Source organism: Streptomyces sp. GC420, assembly GCF_009916105.1.
Lineage (GTDB): Bacteria > Actinomycetota > Actinomycetes > Streptomycetales > Streptomycetaceae > Streptomyces.
On the sequence record NZ_JAAAXQ010000020.1, the window covers coordinates 13358 to 34121 of the forward strand.

The 20764-nt window shown below is 69.2% G+C and carries 19 protein-coding genes; 12 read left to right on the plus strand and 7 right to left on the minus strand.

The window, feature by feature from the left end; genetic code table 11:
• Nucleotides 1-54: 54 nt before the first annotated feature.
• The 5 genes from GUY61_RS04415 to GUY61_RS04435 form a co-directional block, all read right to left on the minus strand.
• A complete protein-coding gene (locus GUY61_RS04415) occupies nt 55-609 on the minus strand; it encodes a GAF domain-containing protein (protein WP_166628721.1) in 555 nt (184 codons plus the stop codon).
• A complete protein-coding gene (locus tag GUY61_RS04420; RefSeq protein ID WP_243766172.1) occupies nt 606-1166 on the minus strand; it encodes an ATP/GTP-binding protein in 561 nt (186 codons plus the stop codon). The genes GUY61_RS04415 and GUY61_RS04420 overlap by 4 nt, the downstream gene beginning before the upstream one ends.
• A 22-nt stretch (nt 1167-1188) precedes the next feature.
• Nucleotides 1189-1563 carry a DUF742 domain-containing protein gene (locus tag GUY61_RS04425; protein ID WP_166628723.1) on the minus strand — a complete coding sequence of 125 codons (375 nt, stop codon included), beginning with the start codon at nt 1561-1563 and terminating at the stop codon, nt 1189-1191.
• A 1-nt stretch (nt 1564) separates the two neighbouring features.
• Nucleotides 1565-2089 (minus strand): roadblock/LC7 domain-containing protein, encoded by a 525-nt coding sequence (locus tag GUY61_RS04430; protein ID WP_166628724.1) that lies wholly within the window; start codon nt 2087-2089, stop codon nt 1565-1567.
• A gap of 82 nt (nt 2090-2171) precedes the next feature.
• Nucleotides 2172-3575, minus strand: coding sequence for a sensor histidine kinase KdpD (locus GUY61_RS04435; RefSeq protein WP_166628725.1), 1404 nt, complete (start codon nt 3573-3575; stop codon nt 2172-2174).
• Between the two features lie 993 nt (nt 3576-4568).
• Between GUY61_RS04435 and GUY61_RS04440 the strand changes: the two genes are divergently transcribed.
• The 7 genes from GUY61_RS04440 (at nt 4569) to GUY61_RS04470 (ending at nt 12429) form a co-directional block, all read left to right on the plus strand.
• Nucleotides 4569-5972, plus strand: coding sequence for a B12-binding domain-containing radical SAM protein (locus tag GUY61_RS04440; RefSeq protein ID WP_166628726.1), 1404 nt, complete (start codon nt 4569-4571; stop codon nt 5970-5972).
• Nucleotides 5973-6091: 119 nt separating this feature from the next.
• Complete coding sequence (locus GUY61_RS04445) at nt 6092-6262, plus strand: hypothetical protein (RefSeq protein ID WP_166628727.1); 171 nt, start codon at nt 6092-6094, stop codon at nt 6260-6262.
• A gap of 186 nt (nt 6263-6448) precedes the next feature.
• Nucleotides 6449-8299 carry a glycoside hydrolase family 15 protein gene (locus GUY61_RS04450; RefSeq protein WP_166628728.1) on the plus strand — a complete coding sequence of 617 codons (1851 nt, stop codon included), beginning with the start codon at nt 6449-6451 and terminating at the stop codon, nt 8297-8299.
• Between the two features lie 205 nt (nt 8300-8504).
• A complete protein-coding gene (locus tag GUY61_RS04455) occupies nt 8505-8879 on the plus strand; it encodes a hypothetical protein (RefSeq protein ID WP_166628729.1) in 375 nt (124 codons plus the stop codon).
• Between the two features lie 310 nt (nt 8880-9189).
• Nucleotides 9190-9792, plus strand: coding sequence for a DUF6624 domain-containing protein (locus GUY61_RS04460; RefSeq protein ID WP_166628730.1), 603 nt, complete (start codon nt 9190-9192; stop codon nt 9790-9792).
• 199 nt (nt 9793-9991) lie between these two features.
• Entirely contained in the window at nt 9992-10207 is a 216-nt protein-coding gene (locus tag GUY61_RS04465) for a hypothetical protein (RefSeq protein ID WP_166628731.1), read from the plus strand.
• Nucleotides 10208-10278: 71 nt separating this feature from the next.
• Complete coding sequence (locus GUY61_RS04470) at nt 10279-12429, plus strand: radical SAM protein (protein WP_243766173.1); 2151 nt, start codon at nt 10279-10281, stop codon at nt 12427-12429.
• A 64-nt stretch (nt 12430-12493) separates the two neighbouring features.
• Here the strand turns inward: GUY61_RS04470 and GUY61_RS04475 are convergent, their stop codons facing one another.
• Nucleotides 12494-13114, minus strand: a complete 621-nt coding sequence (locus GUY61_RS04475) for a hypothetical protein (protein ID WP_313896503.1) — start codon at nt 13112-13114, stop codon at nt 12494-12496.
• Nucleotides 13115-13233: 119 nt separating this feature from the next.
• Between GUY61_RS04475 and GUY61_RS04480 the strand changes: the two genes are divergently transcribed.
• From GUY61_RS04480 to GUY61_RS04495, 4 genes are all read left to right on the plus strand, one after another.
• Entirely contained in the window at nt 13234-14289 is a 1056-nt protein-coding gene (locus tag GUY61_RS04480; RefSeq protein WP_208105552.1) for an aldo/keto reductase, read from the plus strand.
• Entirely contained in the window at nt 14286-15188 is a 903-nt protein-coding gene (locus tag GUY61_RS04485; protein ID WP_208105553.1) for an endonuclease/exonuclease/phosphatase family protein, read from the plus strand. The genes GUY61_RS04480 and GUY61_RS04485 overlap by 4 nt, the downstream gene beginning before the upstream one ends.
• Entirely contained in the window at nt 15185-15838 is a 654-nt protein-coding gene (locus tag GUY61_RS04490; RefSeq protein WP_166628734.1) for a M15 family metallopeptidase, read from the plus strand. The genes GUY61_RS04485 and GUY61_RS04490 overlap by 4 nt, the downstream gene beginning before the upstream one ends.
• Before the next feature lie 116 nt (nt 15839-15954).
• A complete protein-coding gene (locus tag GUY61_RS04495; RefSeq protein WP_313896504.1) occupies nt 15955-17115 on the plus strand; it encodes a bifunctional class I SAM-dependent methyltransferase/NUDIX hydrolase in 1161 nt (386 codons plus the stop codon).
• A 144-nt stretch (nt 17116-17259) separates the two neighbouring features.
• On the opposite strand, the gene GUY61_RS04500 is transcribed toward GUY61_RS04495, so the two are convergent.
• On the minus strand, nt 17260-18651 hold the full coding sequence (locus GUY61_RS04500; RefSeq protein WP_313896505.1) for a sporulation protein: 1392 nt from the start codon (nt 18649-18651) through the stop codon (nt 17260-17262).
• Between the two features lie 322 nt (nt 18652-18973).
• On the opposite strand from GUY61_RS04500, the gene GUY61_RS04505 reads away from it, so the two are divergent.
• A complete protein-coding gene (locus GUY61_RS04505; protein ID WP_166628736.1) occupies nt 18974-20740 on the plus strand; it encodes an asparagine synthetase B in 1767 nt (588 codons plus the stop codon).
• Nucleotides 20741-20764: the final 24 nt, after the last annotated feature.

A 20764-nucleotide genomic window follows, 5' to 3' on the forward strand; every position in this document is an offset into this window, starting at 1 on the left:
CGGATCGCCGGCGCGGGTTCGATGTCGGAGGAAATGCCACCGGGCGAGGGGAAGTTACGGATGCGGGGTGCGTTCGTAGACCGCAGTCATGAGGAGGTCGCGATAGTGCTCCATGAGTACGCGCGCGGGCCTTCCGACGTCCCTGGGGCGTGGGTTCTGACCGATGGCGCAGATGGTTCCCCAGACCTGACCAGTACGGTGGTCGATCAGTGGGGAGCCCTGGTACGTGCGGATGCCGAACTCGTCGATGACCGGGTTGGTGGCGAAGTTCGCGTAAGCCAGGGTGTCGTTGAGGATCAGGGTCCTGCGGTTCGTGTAGACGTCGGGGCACCAACCGTGCGTGAGCTCGGGCATGGTGCGGTCCGCCTGCGGCATGTCGGTGCCGGCCGGGTTGGATAGGCCGACGAAGAGCTGCTGCTCCGGTACGACGCCGAACCAGTTGACCATCGCCCAGGGCAGGCCGCTCTCCTCGCTGAGCAGCTCGGCGAAGGCGTCGAACGCTCCCACCGGGGGGTTTGCGAGATCGATGACGTCGGGCAGGCGGGATGCCCAGTCGGATAGGGCGCCGGCCTGGTGCAGTGGGGTCTCGGGGACGCTGCCGTGGATCATGTCAAGGCTCCTTGGAAGGACGGCTGGAAGGTCCGGGCGTGCTCAATCGCGAGGTCCATGGCCCGTACGAGGACAGCGGTGGCGGAACTTGGCGCGCGGGCATCGCAGAGCATCACCGGCACGTGAGCCGGGAGAGCCAGGGCCGAATGGACCTCTTCGGGGCTGTACTCGTGGGCGTCGGGGAACTCGTTGACCGCGACGAGGAAGGGAGTGCCTCGCCGCTCGAAGTAGTCGAGAGCCGGGAAGCTGTCATCCAGTCGGCGGGTGTCAGCGAGGACGACTGCGACGATCGCTCCCTCGGTCAGCTCATCCCACATGAACCAGAACCGGTCCTGCCCGGGGGTTCCGAAGATCATCAGAACGGCACCGGGGAATGTCCTTCTGCCGAAGTCCAGAGCGGCGGTGGTATCCGACTTCTCGGGGAGCAGGCTGAGGTCGTCGATACCTTCGGACGCGGAGGTCATCAACGCCTCCGTACTCAAGGGGGTGATCTCCGAGACGGAACCGACGAAGGTGGTCTTGCCAACGCCGAAGCCCCCCGCTACGACGATCTTCATCGCGACGGGACCTGCGGCCCTGCTAGAGGGTTTGTAGCCCGTCACGGACAGCCTCCAGAAGAGAGATGAATTCATCGTTGGTACGGGTGACTTGCTGATCGGCGACGGCCAGCGCGCCGCTTTCCATCAGGCGGGACAGCACGACCTTGGTGATCTGCACGGGAAGCGCCAGCAGCGCGGCGATCTCCGCCACTGACGACGGCTGTCCCCGGCACAGGGCCAGGGCCTTTTCAGCCTCGGGGATCGGTGTGTCCGCCGTCGGCGCCGGATCCTGGGCCGTGAGCAGGGTCTCGACTCTCAGATCGTGGCGGGGGCGGGTCTGGCCGCCGGTCAGGACGAAGTGGGCGGGGCCCTCGGCAGGCTCGCGTGTCCAAGACCGACGGATGGAAGACGCCATGTCACTGGCCGTCGTCCTGGCCGACCCCCGGCTGCCGGGCTGGCGTCCTTAGGTGCCGGTCCATGCCCTTGACCAGCAGCTGCATTTCATGCCCGATGGCTCCTTCATCGGCTGTCGGGCGGGTCAAGACGCCAAGGGTGCATTCGACATCCTCGGGCTTGTTGCGGCCGAGGCCGAGCGGCGTTCCCTTCGGTACTCCCGTCCCAGCACTGGCCACGAAGAGCGTCCAGTCCTTGTGCTTGATAAAGCACAGTTGGAGATCACGCGCCGAGCCGCCGGCCATGGAGGCCATGCCGTTGGTCAGCGCGTACATGCCGCTGATCACCGAGGCCATGCGGTCGGCCGTCTCGGCATCGAGGCCCTGGTCCGCGAACTCGCTGGTCCGTCGGGTGTAGGCCAGCTGCAGGCCGTCCTGGGCGGCGAGCAGCGCCCCAGTCACTCCTGGCACATCGAGCAGGGGGGTGAGCAGCCACTCCAGATCCTGGGACTTCCCCTGCTGCTGGGGCGTGGGCGTGTTGTCGGTCATCACAAAGGCTCCGTCTCTCCGTACGGGTCTCTCCGTACGGGTCTCGCCGCGGCATCAGGGCCGGGCACCTGGGGGGGGTGGATCAGCCGTCCGCGGACTGCGGGGCTTCCGCAGGCGGCTGGGGCGCTTGGCTCTCGTCTGCTCTGCCGGCGAACCCGGCGGTGAAGTTCGCCATGAAGCCGGGGTCAACATCGAGGGCGCTGGCCCCGGTGGAAGGGCCGGGGGCGGCGCGCTGCTGCGAGTCGGACTCCTTTGGCACCCGCTGAGGCAGCCGAGGCTTGGACCCGTTGGTTGCCGGCTGGTCATCGGCGGTGGGCGTTGCCGATGCCGTGAGCTGCGCGCGACGCTGTGGAAGAGACGTCGTAGGAGGGGTGGCAACTACCGGGCTGGGACGAGGCCCTCCGGCCGGCCGCTCGGGCCGAGTCGAGGGAGGCGGGGCCGTAGCGCGTGCTGGTTGTACAGCGGCGGGCTCCAGCAACAGCGCCTTGGGAATCACGACGTACGCAGTGGTGCCGCCGAAGAAGTTCCGTTCGAGCTTGGCTCCGACCTTGTAGCGGGCGGCGAGCCGGGCAACGACCAAGAGGCCGGTCTGATGCTCGGCCAGCCGCTCCGCCAGATCGCTTTCCTGGGGGGAGGCGAGGAGCCGGTTGAAGTAGAGGAGTTGGTCATCAGCCAGCCCCAGCCCGCGGTCCTCGATCTCGACGAGCAGTCCCGCCTGGACCTCACTGGCCTTGACCGTCACCTTGTTCTGCGGCCGGGAGTGCTTCGTCGCATTCTCGATCAGCTCGGCGAGCAGATGTATCAGATCCGGACCCACGCCTCCGGAAGGGATGCGCAGATCGAACTTCGGCGTGTCGATCCGGACCTGGTCGTAGCGCTCGACCTCCGCGACCGCGCCGCGCAGCAGCTCCAGCAACCGGACCGGCTCATCAACCGAACGGGCTTGCTGCCCACCCAGCACCGCGAACCGGGCGGCATGTCGCCGGATACGCCGCAGAAGGCTGTCGACGTCCAGCAGGTCGTACATGGTGTCGGGATCCTCGACTGTGGATTCCCGCTCCGTCACGATCTTCAACGCGCGTACCACCAGAGCGAACAGGCCTCCCGCGAGGTAGAGGAAGACCTGCGACATGTCGGCATTGACCTGTCGGCGGTTGACCAGCAGATGCCAGGCAGATGCGTGAGACCTGCGCAGGGCGGTCTCCAGTTCCCTCCAGGCGTCGCCCTTGCCTGCCGTCGCGTCCAACCCCGCCGAAGGCGCCGTGGGAGTCTCCCCCCGACTCATCTGCTCGGCGGCGAGGCGAAGACCCTTGTCGCTCTCCACGACCATCGCCATGAAGTAGTTGAGCCACTGCTCGGTCCGCTCGGTCGCGTCGGCAGCTGCAGCGTCCCGCTGGGCGCGCTGACCGTTCAAGGTCTTCGCCATCCACATCGCCCAGCGGTCAGCGGCGACGCAGGCAACAGCGAACGCCAGTGCGGCTGCCACGGCGGCTCCCCAGGTGGTCACCGCACCCGCAGCGCAGGCCGACCAAGCCGCTGCGACGCCGAGGAACGCAGACGCTCCAGCGGCGGCCGTCAGCAGTCGGAGCCGCAGCCTGAGACCTTCCGGCGTGCGCAACGCCTCAGCACCCGGCGTTCGGCGCCGACTTCGGCTGCGACGGTGGTCGGCCGGTGACGGAGGTGAAGGAGCGACAGACATCAAGTACCTCGGGAGTCGGCGAGGAGGCGCGGGTGGGGGTCTCGGAAGACCCCGTCGTCAGCGGTAGGGGGCAGCAGCGTGGTGGGGACCGCCGCGTCGGGCGACTGACACTCGTCGGGGGATGCGAGCCGGCCCAACGCGGCGGCGTCTCAAGAGCGGACCTTTGCGAACATTCGGCAGCGTTCGATGTCAGGCCCTGGGTGGTCGGTGCGAATTGCGACCGAGCGAGGTAGAAGCCCAGGAAGGCGCTGACCACGGCGTGCGTCGGCGGTGGGCCGCTCTTGCGGATCAAGAGGAGCAGCAAGAACACGGCTGCGGACATGCTCACGACCACTGCAGCCTTCCCCTCCTCTCACGGATCGGCTCTCACCCGGCGCACGGAGGAACCAGACGTCCCGCCACAGGTACTGGCCGCGCGCACAACACCAGCGTTCCGGGCCGTGAGTGGCGTCGGTACGCCATTCGTCTGCCACTCAACTGCCATTTGCGTGCACGGGCCTCCCCTTGGCGATACCGATGGGGCATTCATCCCTTTAGCGGGCCGCCTCGGCCCAGCCAGGGGTACGGCGTTGACGCCCTCCCCTCAGCCGCCTGTCGACGGCGAGGAGGGCACAGCCCGGCGAGTCCACTCGACCAGGAGGGCAACAGCTCGCGCCTGCGCGGCGAAATGGCAGTGGAGTGGCAAACCAATGGCGTACCGACGCCATCGCGCACCGTCCAGGCTGAAGGACGTTCGCCACCGAGCCATTCACGGCCCTCGTCCCCTGGAGTGTGAACGCCGTGGGAAAAGTCATCCTGTTCGCCGGGGTTGACCCTTTGTCTACAGGCGAGTCCACCTACCCGTGGCACCCCCTGTCCGTGCTGACGGTCGGCACGGCGCTGCGAGCCGCTGGACATGAGCCGGTTCTGATCGACTGCCAGATCGAGCCCGGATGGAAGGCCCGGCTGGCACAAGAAGCCCGCGACGCGCTCTATGTCGGCGTCTCGTGCATGACCGGCCCGAGTATCGGCAACGTGCTCGAGGCCATCGCCACGGTGCGCCAGCACGCTCCTGCGACTCCGCTCGTGTGGGGCGGCTATCACGCGTCACTGGCCTACCGCAGCATTCTCCGTGAGCGTCTGGTGGACGTCGTGGTACGTGGTCCTGGCGAATCCGCGGCGGTTGCGCTGGCCGATCTCGTGGCCACGAACGGTCGCATGAGCGACCCAGACCTGCTCGGTCAGATCTCCAACCTGGCCTTTCGGGACGGCCGACGAGAGATCTCCGGCAGCGGTGCCGTGACCGACCGAGTGATCGAGACTGCCTACGGCTCGCTGGCCAGCTTCCTTGAGCAGGCACCCGTGGACTACACGCTGCTGCCGGTCGACCGGTACTTCACCGGTGAGGTCCGTGACATCAGCTACCTCAGCAGCTGGGGTTGCCCGCATCCGTGCGGGTTCTGCAGCGAGCCCAAGACGAGCCTGAGGCGCTGGAAGGGCCTACCGGCCAAACGGGTCGTCGACGACGTCGCCCGCCTGTGGAGCACGTACCAACCTGACCAGATCAGCCTGATGGACCCCAACTTCTCGACCAACATCCACCGGGTGGTGGAGATCGTCGAGGAGCTGGAACGTCGCGGTTTGTGCATTCAGCTTCGTGCCAACATGCGCGCCAAGGACATCGTCCAGCTCGCTCGCCACATCGACCTCGCGCGACTGCGTGACGTCGGCTTCAGCGCCATCTTCGTCGGCTGCGAGTCCGGATCCGATCGGATGCTGAAGCGGATGACGAAGAACGCCACGGTGCAAGACACCATCGACGGCATCCGTCTCCTCTCCGGCGCCGGCATCATCCAGCTCACTAGCTGGATCCACGACCTGCCCGGCGAAACGCGCGAGGACAGCGACCTCACTCTCGCCTTGGTATCCGAGCTCGCTCACCTGCCGTACAACCAGCAAAAACACCACTTCTTCACCCCCTTCCCGGGGACGGACATGTACGAAGCACTGTTCGGTAGCAGCGAGGACGACGGCCGGTCACAGAAGGACTGGGCGCGCTCGGACACCTACGCCGGCAGCAGTATCTGGTCCGGTCGGCCGGAGTTCCGGGCACACGTGCGGGGCGAGCTCCAGAGCCTCAAGGCTGCGCACCCGGATGTTCTGGTCCGGTCGCTCCCGAGGCTCGCCGAACCTGCCGCCAGCTGAAGTTCCCGCCGCCCTCACCTCAAGAGGCCGCGAGGTGAGCGTGGTCAACCGTCCTCTGCACTTCGTGTAGTCCGTCGCCACCACACCCGCCCAAGCAACTGTGATCCGGAGCCCTGACCATGCCCGCTGCTTGTCTCACCGCGTCGTCGGCGCCTGCCATCACGCCCGCCACCGAGCACTCGGACCGGGTCGGCCACGAACGTCCCGTCCTCGCCGAGGTTCTCGACCTTCAGGAGGTCGAAGTCCCGGGCACGGCGGACGCGCTGCAGCACTTCTTCCCGGAAGCCTGACCCAGCGCCGCACATCTAGGGCGCATCGGTGAGGCCCCCGAGGGCACCGGCTGGCGTCTGGCCCGGGCTATCGCCCTCGCCGGCACGCGTCCTCGCCGCCGACAGACGCCCTGACCACACCTGCTTCCCGCACCCGCACGGTTCGCCGGCCTCTCCCCGCCGGCGGCGAACTTGAACGGACCCTTCATGACCGCGCTCATCGAGGACCACGCCCTCGTCGGCGACCTGCATACCGCAGCCCTGATCCACCGCGCCGGCTCCGTCACTTGGCAGAGCCTGCCCGACTTCGACTCGCCCGCCGCGTTCGCCTCGCTGGTGGGCACCTCGGAGCACGGCTCGTGGGACATGTGTCCGACCGACCCCGACGCGCACGTGCGACGTCGATACCTGCCCGGCACGCTCGTGCTGGAGACGACCTGGACCACGCACGACGGGCAGGCGCGCGTCCTGGACTTCATGCCGACCCGAGCCCCCGGCTGCGGAAATCCCCAGCTGATTCGCGTCGTTCAGGGCGTTCACGGTGTGGTGCAGATGTCCTCGCGGATCCTGATCCGCTTCGCCTACGGAAAGGTCGTACCCCGCCTGGTGCGGCACCCCCACCAGTTCGGCGGCGACCGGTACGCGGCGCTTGCCGGACCGGACGCCCTCTACCTGGACTCCTCGATAGCGCTGAGCGAGCACGCGGACGGGACCGTGAAGGCAGCCTTCTCCGTCCGTGCCGGTGAACGGCAGGTCCTGGCGCTTTCCTGGCAGCCCTCCCACCTGCCCTCCCCGCCTCGGCCCGATCCCGCGGCCGCTCTGGAGAGCACCATCGCGTTCTGGTCCGACTGGTCCGCCCGCAGCACCTACACCGGCCCCTATCAGGAGGCGGTGCACCGCTCGCTGATCGTCCTCAAAGCCCTCACCTACGCCCCCACCGGCGGCATGGTCGCTGCACCCACCACCTCACTACCTGAGGAGATCCGAGGTGAGCGGAACTGGGACTACCGCTACACCTGGCTGCGGGACGCCGCGATCGCGCTGAGCGTCCTGGTGCTCACCGGCCACCTGGAGGAAGCGGCCGCCTGGCGGGACTGGCTTGCCCGGGCCATCGCCGGCGACCCGGCCACCGTGCAGATCATGTACTCGATCAAGGGCGGCCGAGACCTCCCTGAGAGCACGCTGCCCCACCTTCTCGGGTACGAAGGCTCCCAGCCGGTACGCGTCGGCAACGGTGCCGCCCACCAGCCGCAGCTCGACGTGTTCGGAGAAGTCCTCGACGCCTTCCACCTCGCCGAAGAAGCCGGCCTCGCCCCCTGCGACGACGCCTTCGCCCTCCAGAGCGCTCTGCTCGCCCAGGTCGAGGCCCGCTGGCACCTGCCGGACGCGGGGATCTGGGAGATGCGCGGCCCCGAGCGGCACTTCGTTCACTCGAAAATCATGGGCTGGGTGGCCGCTGACCGGATGGTCCGCCGGATCGAGTCCGGGCGCGCCACCGGCCCCGTCGAACAGTGGCGCAAGCTGCGGGACGCCATTCACGCCGACGTGTGCGCCCGCGGCTACGACCCGGTCCGGAACACCTTCACCCAGTCCTACGGCTCGGCCGAGCTGGACGCCTCCCTGCTGCTCATCCCGCTGGTGGGGTTCCTCCCGCCGGATGACAAGCGGGTCATCGGCACCATCGAGGCGATCCAGCGCGAACTGTCGACCGGTGACGGGCTGATCCTGCGCTACCGCACGGCGGGAGCCGCGACCGGAGCGGACGGTCTGGCAGGCGACGAGGGCGCCTTCCTCGCGTGCTCGTTCTGGCTGGTCGAGGCTCTGACGATGATCGGCCGGACCGCGGAGGCAACCGCACTGTTCGAGAAGCTCCTCGCCCTCACCAACGATGTCGGCCTGCTCGCCGAGGAGTACGACTGCGTTGCCCGACGGCAGCTCGGCAACTTCCCTCAGGCCTTCAGCCACTTCGCCCTGGTATCCGCCGCGCTCCGGCTGGCCTCGACCGAACAGACCGCAGCCCGCGACGAAGCCCTCGTTCTAGACACCGCCGCCGCATGACCGAAGCCCTCCGCCTGATCACTCAGACCACTCGCCAGATCGTGCCCACTTCGAAGGAAGCCTCGTGAAGACCCTTCTCCCGTCGGCCATACCCCGTCCGTTGGCCCGGCCTGGCGGCCTGCCCATGGACAATCGGCTGGCAGCCCAGACCGGTGTGGCTCCCCTACGGGAGAAGGCTCGGTGCAGCGCGGCTGAGCTGCGTGCGATGCGGGAAGCCGACGTCCGCCGTGCGGTCGAGCGCCACGCCGCCAGCGGCACGTCCGTGCGGATCGGTCGGTACACCCTGGTCGAGCCGCGCCAGGACCCCGCCGACCGCCTGGTCCAGGCTCTCGCCGTTGTCCTCCGCTTTGGCTGGCAGGACACCATCACCACGTTCGACGACACGGGCGTGAGCGACCCGGCGATCCGTCCGCAGATGGCCCGGCTCTACACCGCGCTCTGCCGCGGTGAAATCCACGGCATCGTCGCGGTCTCCCAGGTCGACGTCAGCACCTTTCATGACGTCTACGCCGACACCCTCACTCTCCTGCGGGCGCGCGGTGGCTTCCTCGCCCTGGCCCGCAGTGAGACCAGCCTCTGACACCACTCCGGGGAGTACCCGTGCATACACCCACCTCTGCAGCCCGGTCGGCGGGCAGACCTTCCGAGTTGTCCACCGGCGGCGACCTCGGCCTGCGTCGGCCCCGATGCAGGGCGAGGCTGACGAAAGCACGACTGAGCCGCCTGAAGCTGCTGGCCGGGGAGGCTCGGTGGCGATTCACAGTTGCCACGTTCCCTGTCGCGGCCGCAGCGGGTCTTCCGGTACCGGGCTGCGACCCAACTGGTCCGTTCGCCTCCTTCCGTACAGACGGACTGCACTCACTCACCCGTCGTTCGCACAGGGAAGCACCGTGACGTACCCGCCCATTCACCGCATCACCCTTGGCCAGGACCTCGCAGCCCGTGCTGCTGCGGCGCGCCCACATTGGCAACGACCAGGTTTTCAGTTGGCCGCAATGTCGGCCGACGAGCACGCCGCCGTGGACTTCACCAATCGCGTCAACGGCCAGATTCTTCGCCGCATCGTGGCCAGGTTCGGATGGCCAGGTCACAGCATGGTGGGTGAAGCAGGTTGCCAAGCAGCCTTAGAGATCGCCGTGCACTGTGACTTCGATCCACCGTTCCAGCGCACGCTGCTCCGCCAACTCCATACAGCTGTTACGGCGGGAGAGGCACACCCGGCCCAGTGGGCTCACCTGCTCGACCGCTGCCGAGTGAGGTCCGGTGACCTACAGGTGTACGGCACGCAGCACTGGTTCCAGTCGGACGGCCATCTTGTAGCGCATCCGATCTGTGAACCGGAAGGGCTCGAAGTCCGACGCTTGCACGTGGGCTTGCCCCCGTATGAGGACAGCTACGAGCGCTTGCGTCGCCGTCACGAAACCGCACCGTCCCGCTCCGTATCCGACGTCCGTCCGGCATCTCTCGCCGACATCGGCAGGTGTGCGGCATGACGGGTACGGCGCTCACCTCATGGGACACGAGCAACGCGAAGGGCAGCACCGGCCAGGCTGCCGGAGCGCGGGAGACAGCCGAACTGCCTTGCACCAGCCAACGCGACAGTCGAGCTTCGGATGCGCTTTCACCAGCGCCGCAAAGGCCCCAGTCCCATGGCGACCGTGTCGTGCCCGGTGATCGGGCAGGGAGGGCCAGGTGATCCGTATACGCGGCCTGTCGGTTCGTCGACAGCCGATCGAGCGCCCGATGGAACGCCTGATGGCTCTGGAGGCCAGCGACGCTCTTCTGCCGCCTCCACACCATCTCACCGAGGTGATGGCCAGCAGCGACGGCTGGCGTTCGGTCGTTGCCCGCCTCGCCCAGCCCAACTCCGGACGGGCTTGGCCAGCCCCACAGAAAGCCCAGCTCTGAGATCACCCCGCGCCGGGGACCCCGCCGCCCGCTCAACCCCAGCGGGCTTTTCTCTCCTGGAGGGCAACGTTATGGGTCAACAGCACACAGCGGCCCTGGGCCGGCTGGCCCGCGCCGTCACCACTGCACACCCTGACAGCCGCCCGCTGACCGACGCCGACCGGACCGCCCTTGCGCCCCTGCTCATCTCCCCCAACGACCTCCGGTCGTGGCTGGAGACCCACCTGGCCGGCGAGGCAGGGCGGGTGAGGGTCACCGGCACCCTGGACCGGCGCCTGCTGCTCCTGGAGCGCCCCGACGGCGGGTGGGTCGCAGCCGACCTCTCCGGCTCCGAGCACGCCTCCCGCCACTGGCCGCGGTGGACCAAGGAACACGTGCGGCTGGGCACGGCGGACTCCTGGCTGTCGCACGCCGAGCTGACGGAGAACGCCGTCTACCGGCTCACCCGGCCGGACGTGCACCTGATGGCCCTGTACCACCCGGAGTTCTTCCCCCTGCCGCGTTTCCCCTTGGGGATCAGCGACGTGGCCCGCGCGGCCCGCACCACCCTGATGGGCAAGGTCACGCTGTCCGACATGCAGTTAGGCGTCACCGTGGAGGAGCTGCTCAAGCAGCTCACCACCGGCGCGCCGGACATCGTCGGGATCTCGGCGACGTTCGGCCAGCACGATCTGATGCTCCAGCTCCTCGATGCGGCCTTCGCCCTGCCCGAGGCGCCGATGGTGGTGGCCGGCGGCAGCCTCACCGCTCGCAACGAGCGGCTGCTTCTGGAGCGCTACCCCGAGCTGCTCGTAGCCCGCGGCGGGGGCGAGGCCACCATCGAGGCGCTGTTGACCCACTGGCACGGCGACATCCCCCGCGTGGAGATACCCGGCATCGGCTACACCGGCGCCGCCCGCGGCGGCGGCATGGCCATCGGGCGGCGCCGCACCGCCAAGCCCGTCGCCCGGGACACCAGCAGCGACATCCTGCCCGAACTCGATCTGCTGCCAGCCACCTTCGAGCGTCACGGCGTCGCCCAGCTGGAGACCAGCCGCGGCTGTACCAACACCTGCTCCTTTTGTCCCCGCGGCCACAAGGGCCTGTGGGCGGGGGCCGCCCCGGACCTGCTTCCCTGGATCCTCGCTGAGATCCGCCGGGTCTTCGACCGGCACCCGGACATCTCCCGCACCCTGTACCTGGTCGACGAGGAGATCATCGGCGCCGGGCCTGACGCGGTCACCCGGGTCCTGGACCTCGCACGCACTCTGCATGAGGCCGGGTTTGCCTGGGAGTCCAGCTGCCGCATCGACCAGACCGTGCGCATCGACCAAGACGAGGCGTGGCACGTCGAGCGAGCCCGCATGTGGCGCACCCTCGTCGACCTGGGTCTTCGGCGGATGCTGTTCGGCGTCGAGTCCGGCGTCGACTCCATCCTCGACCGCTTCAACAAGGAGACCTGCGCCGAGCAGAACGCGCTGGCGATCCGCACCCTGTCCGCGCTCAACGTCCCCACCCGCTACACCTACATCACCTTCGACCCGCTCATGAGCCTGGCGGAGCTGAAGGCCACCCACGCCTTCCAGGGACGCACCGATCTGCTGCTGCGCCCCCAGCCCGGCCTGGACGCACAGGAGATCGTCTGCGGGGTCCGCGACGAGGAGTGGGTGGCCGCGCACACCACTGGCCGGCCGCTGCACACCGGGATCAGCTACATGCTGGTGTCGATGGAGTGCCTGATCGGCGCCGCCTACACTCGCCAGGCGACCGCCGCCGGGCTGACCGGGCAGGCCGAGCCGCTCATGGGCCGTGTCGCCTGCCGGTACCGGGACTGGCGGATCGGCATCGCCAGTAGCTGGGCGCAGCGGTGGGTGGACCGCCATTTCGCCCTCGACTACACGCTCAAGAGCCTGGAGAAGGTCCTCGACGACGTGCCCCGGCACGCTGTGCGCCAGGCCCGCGTGGTGCTGAAGGATGCCGCCTACCAAGTGCTCGGCGACATGATCGCGGTGATCGGGGAGTACGGCCTGGAGCGGCCCGAGGAGGAGGCGGCGCTGTCGGTGCGGATCGAGGCGGCGCTGGAGGCGCGGGCCGGGATGTTGCGCCGGCGGATGGCCACCACCGTGGGCGAGGTCGGTCGGCACCTCACCGGCGCCCACGCGGCCACGCTCGCCCGGGAGCACGGCCGGTGGGCGTCCGCGGCGAGCTGGGAGCTGATCAACGCGGGCGAGTCCTGTGCATGAGGGCCTGACCCGGGCCCGGGTGCCCCGTCACCGCCTGGCGGCCGCGGCACCTGGGACCTTGCGCTCACGCGCCGGTCTTCTCCGGGATCGGCACCCAGTTGAACTCCGGGCAGAAGCGGGCGTACGTCGTCAGCTTCCAGGTCGCGTACTCCTCGACCCGGCCCGAGCTGCGCAGCAGGTGCTTGACCCAGGTGTGCGCGATGCGTTCGTCCGGGGTCATGGTCGTGTCGATCTGGTCGAGCATCCGGCAGGCGACGGCGAAGTCCTCGACCGTCAGGGCGCTCAGATCGATCTCGATGCCGTCCAGCTTGAAGGAGAAGACGAGCCGGGATGTGGAGAAGCGGGTCTTGCGCTCGCCCAGGAACGTCGTGTGGGGCTGGAGGACCTCCCGCAGGCGGTCACGGTCCTCGACCGGGTAGCCGATGCCCAGGTCCAGGTCGGAAGTCTCCAGGTTGAGCCGGGTGCCGAAGGAGCCGACGTCGCGCGGCTTGTGCCCGGTCCACTCGCTGATCAGGGCGGCCGCATCGGCACGCACGTGCTCCAGGCGGTCGTCGTCGGCGCGCATCTGCTCGTAGAAGGCGCGGGCGCTTTCGAACTCGCCGTCGGTGAAGTCGTCTCGGTCGACCCAGCGCCGCTCGGCGATCGCGTTCAAGTCAAGTTCGGTGAAGGGGGGTTGTGTCGTCACGCGACGCACCATACTCACTCCCCGAATCGATTCATCAGTGTTTGCTACTAATTGAGAACTAAGAGGTACTTCCTGTGAGTGCTCCGTCATCCCTCGCACGCCGCACGCTCGCCGGCGGCTTGTCAGTTCATCCGATCGGGATCGGTGCTTGGGCCCTGGGAGGCTCCGACCACAACCTGGGCCTGCCGATGGGCTGGTGCACCGCCGACGACACCGCCTCCCGCCGCGGCCTGGAGACCGCCTACGAGCTCGGCGCGAACCTCATCGACACCGCCGACGTGTACGGGCACGGGCACTCCGAGCGGGTCGTCGGCGACTTCGTCGCCACCGTCGACCGCGCCAGCGTGGTGCTCTCCTCCAAGGTCGGCTACCACCGCGGCACCGCCCGGCACGCCTACCTGCCCTCGGCGATGCGCCGCCAGCTCGAGACGACGCTGGAGAACCTGCGCACCGACCGCCTGGACATCTACTTCTTCCACAACGCCGACTTCGGGCCCGACGACCGCTACCTGGACGAGGCCGTCGCCCAGATGCGCGACTTCCAGCGCCAGGGCCTGGTCACCGCGGTCGGGATGCGCGGCCCGCACCGCTACGCCACCGAGCGGGTCACCGTCGCCAAGGAGCAGCGCGGCGACAAGTACGCGCGGTTCGCCTACCTCGCGGTGCGGATCCGCCCGGACTACCTCGCGGCGCGGTTCAACGCCTTGACCCCGCCGCCCGCCAGCGGGCGTCCGGACATCTTCTGCCTCGCCGCCTCGCTCGGCGCGAGCGTGCTGATCAACAAGCCACTGGCTCAGGGGCTGCTCACCGGCAAGTACGACCCCGACCAGCCGCCCGTCTTCGCGCCCGGCGACCACCGGCTGCGCAAGGCGTGGTTCACCCCCGGGGCGCTGAGGATCATCCAGGACGGCCTGGCGCCGCTGCGCGAGCGGTTCGGCGGCACCGCGGCCGCGCTGACGCGCGTCGCCCTGCAGTACTGCCTGCAGCAGGCCGACAACGCCGCCGTCCTCGTCGGCTTCACCCGGCCCGAGCAGGTCACCGAAAACCTGACCGCGATCGGCACCCCGCTCACCGGCGACGAGCTCGCCTTCGTCCGCACCACCCTCGGCCAGCTCCAACAGAACCTGGACGCCCACAGCGAGGTGTTCCTCGACGAGAAGGACGCCGGCCGATGATCTCCCCCGCCGAGCAGCTGTCCCTGATCACCCCGGAAGAACCCGCGCACCGGCCGGCTGACGACGCCGTACGGCTGCTGCTGTTCAACGCCCAGCACGCCTCCCCGGAGCGCTCCCGGCGTCAGGCCGCATGGATCGCCGGCCAGGAGGAGGCCGACATCGCCGTGCTCACCGAGGTGTCCTCCACCCACGGCGGCGACGCTCTCGTCACCGCGCTCGCCGAGCACGGGTACGCCACCGTCATCGCCCCGCAGCCGCAGACGCCCGACTACCGCACGGTCATCGCCTGCCGCACCGCCGACGCCCAGCCGGTGGAGAGCCCGGTCCGCGTGACGCCCCACCGCGCCCCGGCCGCCCGCGTCACCGTAGGCGGCCATGACATCGGCGTGCTGGGCCTGTACGTCCCCTCCCGCGGCCCGAAGGAGCACCGCAACGTCGCCAAACGCGCCTTCCAGGACGCGGTCACCGAGGCCCTGCCGAAGCTGGACCCAGCCTTCCCGGACATGCCGATCATTGTGGCCGGGGACCTCAACATCATCGAGCGCCGCCACCAGCCCCCGCACAAGGTGTTTGGCGAGTGGGAGTACGCCTTCTACGACTCCTTCGAAGCGGCCAGCCTCACCGACGCCTTCCGCCATCTGCACCCCGACCAGATCGCCCACTCCTGGTACGGGCGCAGCGGCAACGGCTTCCGCTTCGACCACCTCTTCGTCTCCACACCTCACGCCGGCCACGTCCTCGCCTGCGACTACCACCAGGAGGCCCGTGAAACCGATCTGACCGACCACGCGGTCATGACACTTCGACTGTGCCTACCAGACTCAAGAGAGCGGGGTGAGGCATCAGCTTCGAAGGGGCACGGCGAGGCGCGTGGCACCTGGGATGGGGGAACCGAATGACCGGCAATATCGTGCTGATGTCAGACCCGAGGGTTGCCGCGATACCGCTGCAGGACTGCGGTGAGGACCTCGTCGACGTCCGTACGCACGGCCTGAGGGTCGATGACCGCAAATGCGACGAGGCCGGGGCCTGGGCGCACATCCGACAAGGGGTCCTCACCCGACTGCTGCACGCGCAGTCGCTGCTGCCTACAGGCGTGCTGCTGCTGTTCGTCGAGGGCTTCCGCCCTCCAGCCCTGCAACAGCGGTATTTCGAGGAGTACGCCAACGAGCTGGCCCGCGCCCACCCGGACTGGCCGCCCGCCGAGCTCCGCGATGCCGCCAGCCGCTTCGTGTCGCCTCCGGAGATCGCCCCTCACTCCGCCGGCGCAGCCGTCGACGTGACCCTGATCGACTACCAGGGCCGCGAGCTGGACATGGGCACGCGCGTCAACGCTTCTCCGGAGGAGTCCAAAGGCGCCTGCTACACCGACGCACCCGGCCTCAGCAGCCGGGCCTGCACGAACCGGGTCACCTTGGGCCGGGCGCTGTCTACCGCCGGATTGATCAACTACGGCACCGAGTGGTGGCACTGGTCGTACGGAGATCGCTACTGGGCGCTGCAGACCAGGCAACCGGCCGCCCTCTACGGCCCTGCGGAACTGCCCTAACGCCGCACCACCCCCCGCCTGTCACGAACAAGGAGCCACCGCCGACCTCGATGTCCTGCGCTGCTACGCCCTACGCCCCTAACCCCTGTCCACCCCGCGATCTGATGGAGGACCCGGTGACCACCGAGCAGGACACCGTCGAGACCTGGAACACCTACGGCAACCACCAGCTCGCCAGAGGACTCGAGTTGCCCGAACTGGACCGGTGGGACTGGGGCCTCCCGGAGACCGGCCCCGGCATCGAAGTCCTCGGCGACGTGGCGGGGTTGCGCGTCCTCGACCTCGGCAGCGGGCTCGGCCGGCACGCCGCCCACCTCGCAGCCCGGGGCGCCGACGTCACCGCCGTCGACGCCTCCCCCGCCCAGCACCAGCGCGCCGCCACTCGCTACCCCGACACCCCGGGCCTGCGCCTGGCGTGCGCCGACGCCGTGGCCCACCTGCGCGACGCCGACCCGTACGACCTCATCTACTCCGTCGGCTCCGTCCCCTACCTGGACCCCGAACGGCTGCTGCCCGTCCTGGCCACCGGCCTCAAACCAGGCGGCTTGTTGCTCTTCTCCGCGCTCCACACCAACTCGGCCGGCACCGGGCCTTCGAACGAGGTCGCCCCGCGGCCCGAGATCCTGCGGCTGCCCGGCACCACCGACGACCACCCCGTCGACATGTGGGTCCTCACCGCCCATCTGTGGGAGGGCCTCCTCGTCCAGCACGGCCTCACCATGGAGCAGGTCACCACGATCGACTCCCCGAAGCCGGACAACCGCGTCTCCTACCGGCTCTACGCCGCCCGCCGCCCGAACCGCGTACCGAGCCACCCCCGCACCAGCGCACCGCCACCGCCGCACGCGGCGGTGGGCGTGGGCATCATCGTCCACGGCACGGGCGGAGTCCTGCTCGGCCGGCACCGGCGCCGTACGTGGGAGCTCGCGGGCGGAACCGTCAAGCCGGGCGAGACCTTCGCCCAGGCCGCCGTCCGCGAACTTTGGGAAGAAGCCGGACTCGTCGCCGAGCCCGACGACGTACAGGTGCTGGGCACGCTCCTTGACCGGGTAGGCGACGTCGTCAGGGTGACGGTGCCCGTCGTCATCACCCGGTGGACCGGCCTCCCGCAGCAGCGCGAGGAGGCCATCGGCGCCTGGCGCTTCTGGCCCCTGGACGGCCTGCCCGCCCCGCTGTTCGTACCGAGCGCCCAGTGCCTGACCGCCTGGAACCCGAAGCTGCCGCTCGACCACCCGCCCACCCACTTCCAGCGGTACGAGACCCCCGGCCGCGCGTAGCCCGGCGACCACAACGTTCGACCGAGCAGATGGCCCTCGCGGCAGCCGTCCTCATCCTCCGGCAACCCGATAGCCAGGACCAACCTGCCCCCAGCAACGTCATCCCGCTCCGCCCGTCCAGCGATTAATGCAGGGAGCAGGCCGTCACGCGGCGACGCCGAGCTCCTTGCGGGTTCGGTGGACGAACTCGCGGACGGCCGGCTCGCGCCGCCACGGGACAAGGGCGGCATTGAACTCGCGGACGTAGTCCTTCGCCCGGCTCGACTGGACACGGGCGAGGATGTTGACGCTGCGGTTGCCGAGCTCGAGGCCGTGGTCGAGGTCGCGGGCCTGGAGGTGGGCGGTTCCGACGATGGCGAGCCGCATGCCGACGGAGCGGGTGAACGCCCCGGTTGGCATGGCGGCGGCCTGCTGGTTCCAGGTCAGGGCCATCTTGGGGTTCTTCAGGTCGCGGAAGATCTCGGCGGCGTCCGCGGAGAGGCGGGCGTGGTGATAGAAGTCGATCCACGCAGGCTCGTCGCCGCTGTCGTCCTTGGCCTGCCCCAGCAGGTCCTCGGAGGCTTTCAGGGCCTTTGAGGCGGCCTTGGCGTCGTTCTCCCGGGCATGGGCTCGGGCCTCGATGAGCTTGGTGAACGCCAGCACCCTGGGGACGGCCTGGCCCTTGGCTCGCTCGAAGGCGCCCTGGGCCATGTCCACGGCCTCGGACGCGAAGCCCCGCATGAGCGTCTGCATCGCCATGGTAGTCAGGACGTAACAGCCCAGCTGCACGTCGCCGCCGGCGCGGGCGAGGCGGAGGGCCTGGATGAAGTGCCGCTGGGCGGCATCGTGCTGGCCGACATCGAAGGCCGTCCAGCCCGCGAGTCTGGACAACTCGGCTGTCACGCTGAAGAGTTCACGGCCGATCTCGTCCGAGAAGGAGCCCTGCAGCAGCGGGCCCGCGCGGTGGTCGAGGCAGTCGGTGACGGAGTTGGCCTTCCAGTTTCCACCGCCGTATTTCGAGTCCCACCGCCTCGCGTCGTCGGCGGCCTCGCGCAGTTCGTCGAGGTCGGTCCGGCCGACCTGCCCGCTGCCCTGGTGGTCGGCGGTCTCGTCGGCGGGGGTGACGAGCCATCTGGTGACGGGGGTGGTGAAGGCGGAGGCGGCGAAGCCGGATCCGGCCAGAAAGTCGCGGCGGTTCACGGAGCTCCAGAACGAAGTGGCGACGCGGACGGCGTCGGCGGGGTCTCGCGGGAAATCCAACCCCACATCCGCGTCGATTGTCTCCGCCTCGCCCATACCGATCTCGCCGAGGTTGACAGGCCGGCCGAGCCGTTCGCCGATGGCCTGCGCCAACAGCTTCGGGACCGGCCATTTCGGCGTCATCCCCCGCTTGCACCAGTTCGCCACGGATGTGTGTGAGTAGTCGGTCTCTATCCCGGCGGCATGGGCGAGCTGGTTGACGCGCAGAGCCAGGGACTTGTGGCTCGCGCCGCTGGCTTCGATGAGCCGGGCCAGGTCCGCGTTGGGCGGACGGGTCCGGCGGGTGGTCGATGCCACGACCTTCTCCCTTTACCGGCGGGCGGACCATGCACGACTCGAACAAGCAGTTGAGTACGTATGCCTGTACTTGGTGGAGCACGAGATCCGTACTCGACTGCGGACGAAGAGTCGTACACGTTCCGCGTGTTGGGTCACTGACGATATGCCTCCTCGCCCAGCCGCGAACCGCGTTTGCGAGTTGCGAGCCCCCCTGCGAGCCCTCACGGCGATCTTGTCGGGCGGCTGTGATGAGAGCCCAGGCCGCCGCCGGGACCGGAACGGATCTCCTCCCGGCGGCGGCCGCCGCCAAGGCACCACCACACTCGGGGGTGAACCAGATATGTGCGGAATCGCAGGACTGGCCGGAGCGGACGCCGCCCGGCACGAGCGCACGGTCGGCGCCATGGGCGCCTCTCAGGCCCACCGCGGCCCGGACGGCACCATGCACGCCGCCAGCACGGACGGCCGGGCGGTGCTGGCCATGAACACGCTGCTGATCGTCGACCCGCAGGCGACGCCCGGTCCCTACCTCGACCGCGAGACCGGGGCGCTGCTGGCTTTCAACGGCGAGATCTACAACTACCGCCAGCAGGCCGTCGCCTGGGGCATCCCGCTCGGGCCTCGGGACACGGACGCGCATTTCGTGCTGCGGGCCTGGGCCAAGATCGGCCCGTCCTGCCTCGACGGACTGGACGGCATGTTCGCCCTCGCGGTCTATGACCCGCGAGCCGGGAAACTGTTCCTGGCCCGCGACCGGCTTGGGGAGAAGCCGCTCTACTGGCGCCTGGACGGCGGCCGGCTCGCGTTCGCCTCCGAGGTCACCACCCTCACCCGCTACGGCCCCGCCCCGCTCGTCCTGCGGCCCGAGGTGCTGGCGATCGAGACGCCCGTCGGCGTCGACACCCCGTTCCAGGGAATCCAGCTGCTGGCTCCCGCCACCCTGCTGACCTTCGACATCGCCACCGGGTCCCTCGACCAGACGACGTGGTGGTCGCTGACCGACCGGCAGCATTTCGAGGGCACCTACTCCGAGGCCCTGGCGAAGTTCTCCGTGGTCCTGGCCGAGCAGGTCCCGCTGCGGGCCCCGAGCTGCGACTTCGCCCTCTTACTCTCCGGCGGGCTCGACTCGTCGATGCTGGCCTACCTGCTGCGGCCGCCGGTCTGCGTCACCGTCCGCTACCCCGGACAGGACCGGCTCGACGAATCGAAGATCGCCGCGAGGATCGCGGCCGAGATCGGCGCCGAGCTCATCGTGGTCGAGCCGGACCCGGTCGACTTCACCAAGGCCCTGCCGCACATGATGTCCGCGCTGGACTACCCGATGGGCAACGCATCCACGTTCTCCGAGTACATGGCCTACCGGAAGATCGCCGACCTCGGTCTGAAAGTCGCGGTCGGCGGGCTCGGCCCGGACGAGTTCTTGATGGGCTACGTCCGTCACGCCCTGGTCCTCTTCGGCCCGGACACCGTGCTGGCCGCCGGGATGGACGCCTACCGGCCCCTGGCCGCCAAGCTCATGCACGCCGCCGGCGAAGAACTCGACCCCGCCGAAGCGGTCACCCGGCTCGTCCTGCGCGGCCCCGACCCCGACGGCCGCATCCGCGACCTCGTCGCCACCGCGATGGACAAGAGCGGCGAGGACCTGGCCCGCGGTCTCACCCTCGCTGACCTGGCCACGGCCTGGCGGCCGCTGGTGATGACCAGCGACAAACTCGCCTCCGCCTACGCCCTCGAACGCCGGTCCCCCTACCTGGCCCGCGACCTGGTCGAACTGTCCTACCGGCTGCCCGCCGACCACAAGATCGCCCACCCGGCCGAGGGCAAGCGGATCCTCCGCGATGCCGCCAGGGCCCTGGGCCTGCCACGGGAGGTCTGGGGCAGCCAGGACAAGCTCGGCTTCGCCTCCCCGGTCCCCACCTGGCTGAACGGCAAGCTCGCGACCTGGGCGGACGCCCAGATCCACACCGCCCTGGTGGAGGCCCCGGCTGCGATGCGACCGCTGCTGGAGGGCGGACTCAAGCCGGGCGGGCGGTTCGACCGCACCCGGACGCAGGCCCTCATGGCGGCCGCCTGGTTTTGCAACCAGAGCGTGAGGGCTGCAGCATGACGATCCCTCACCTCACTACGGTGT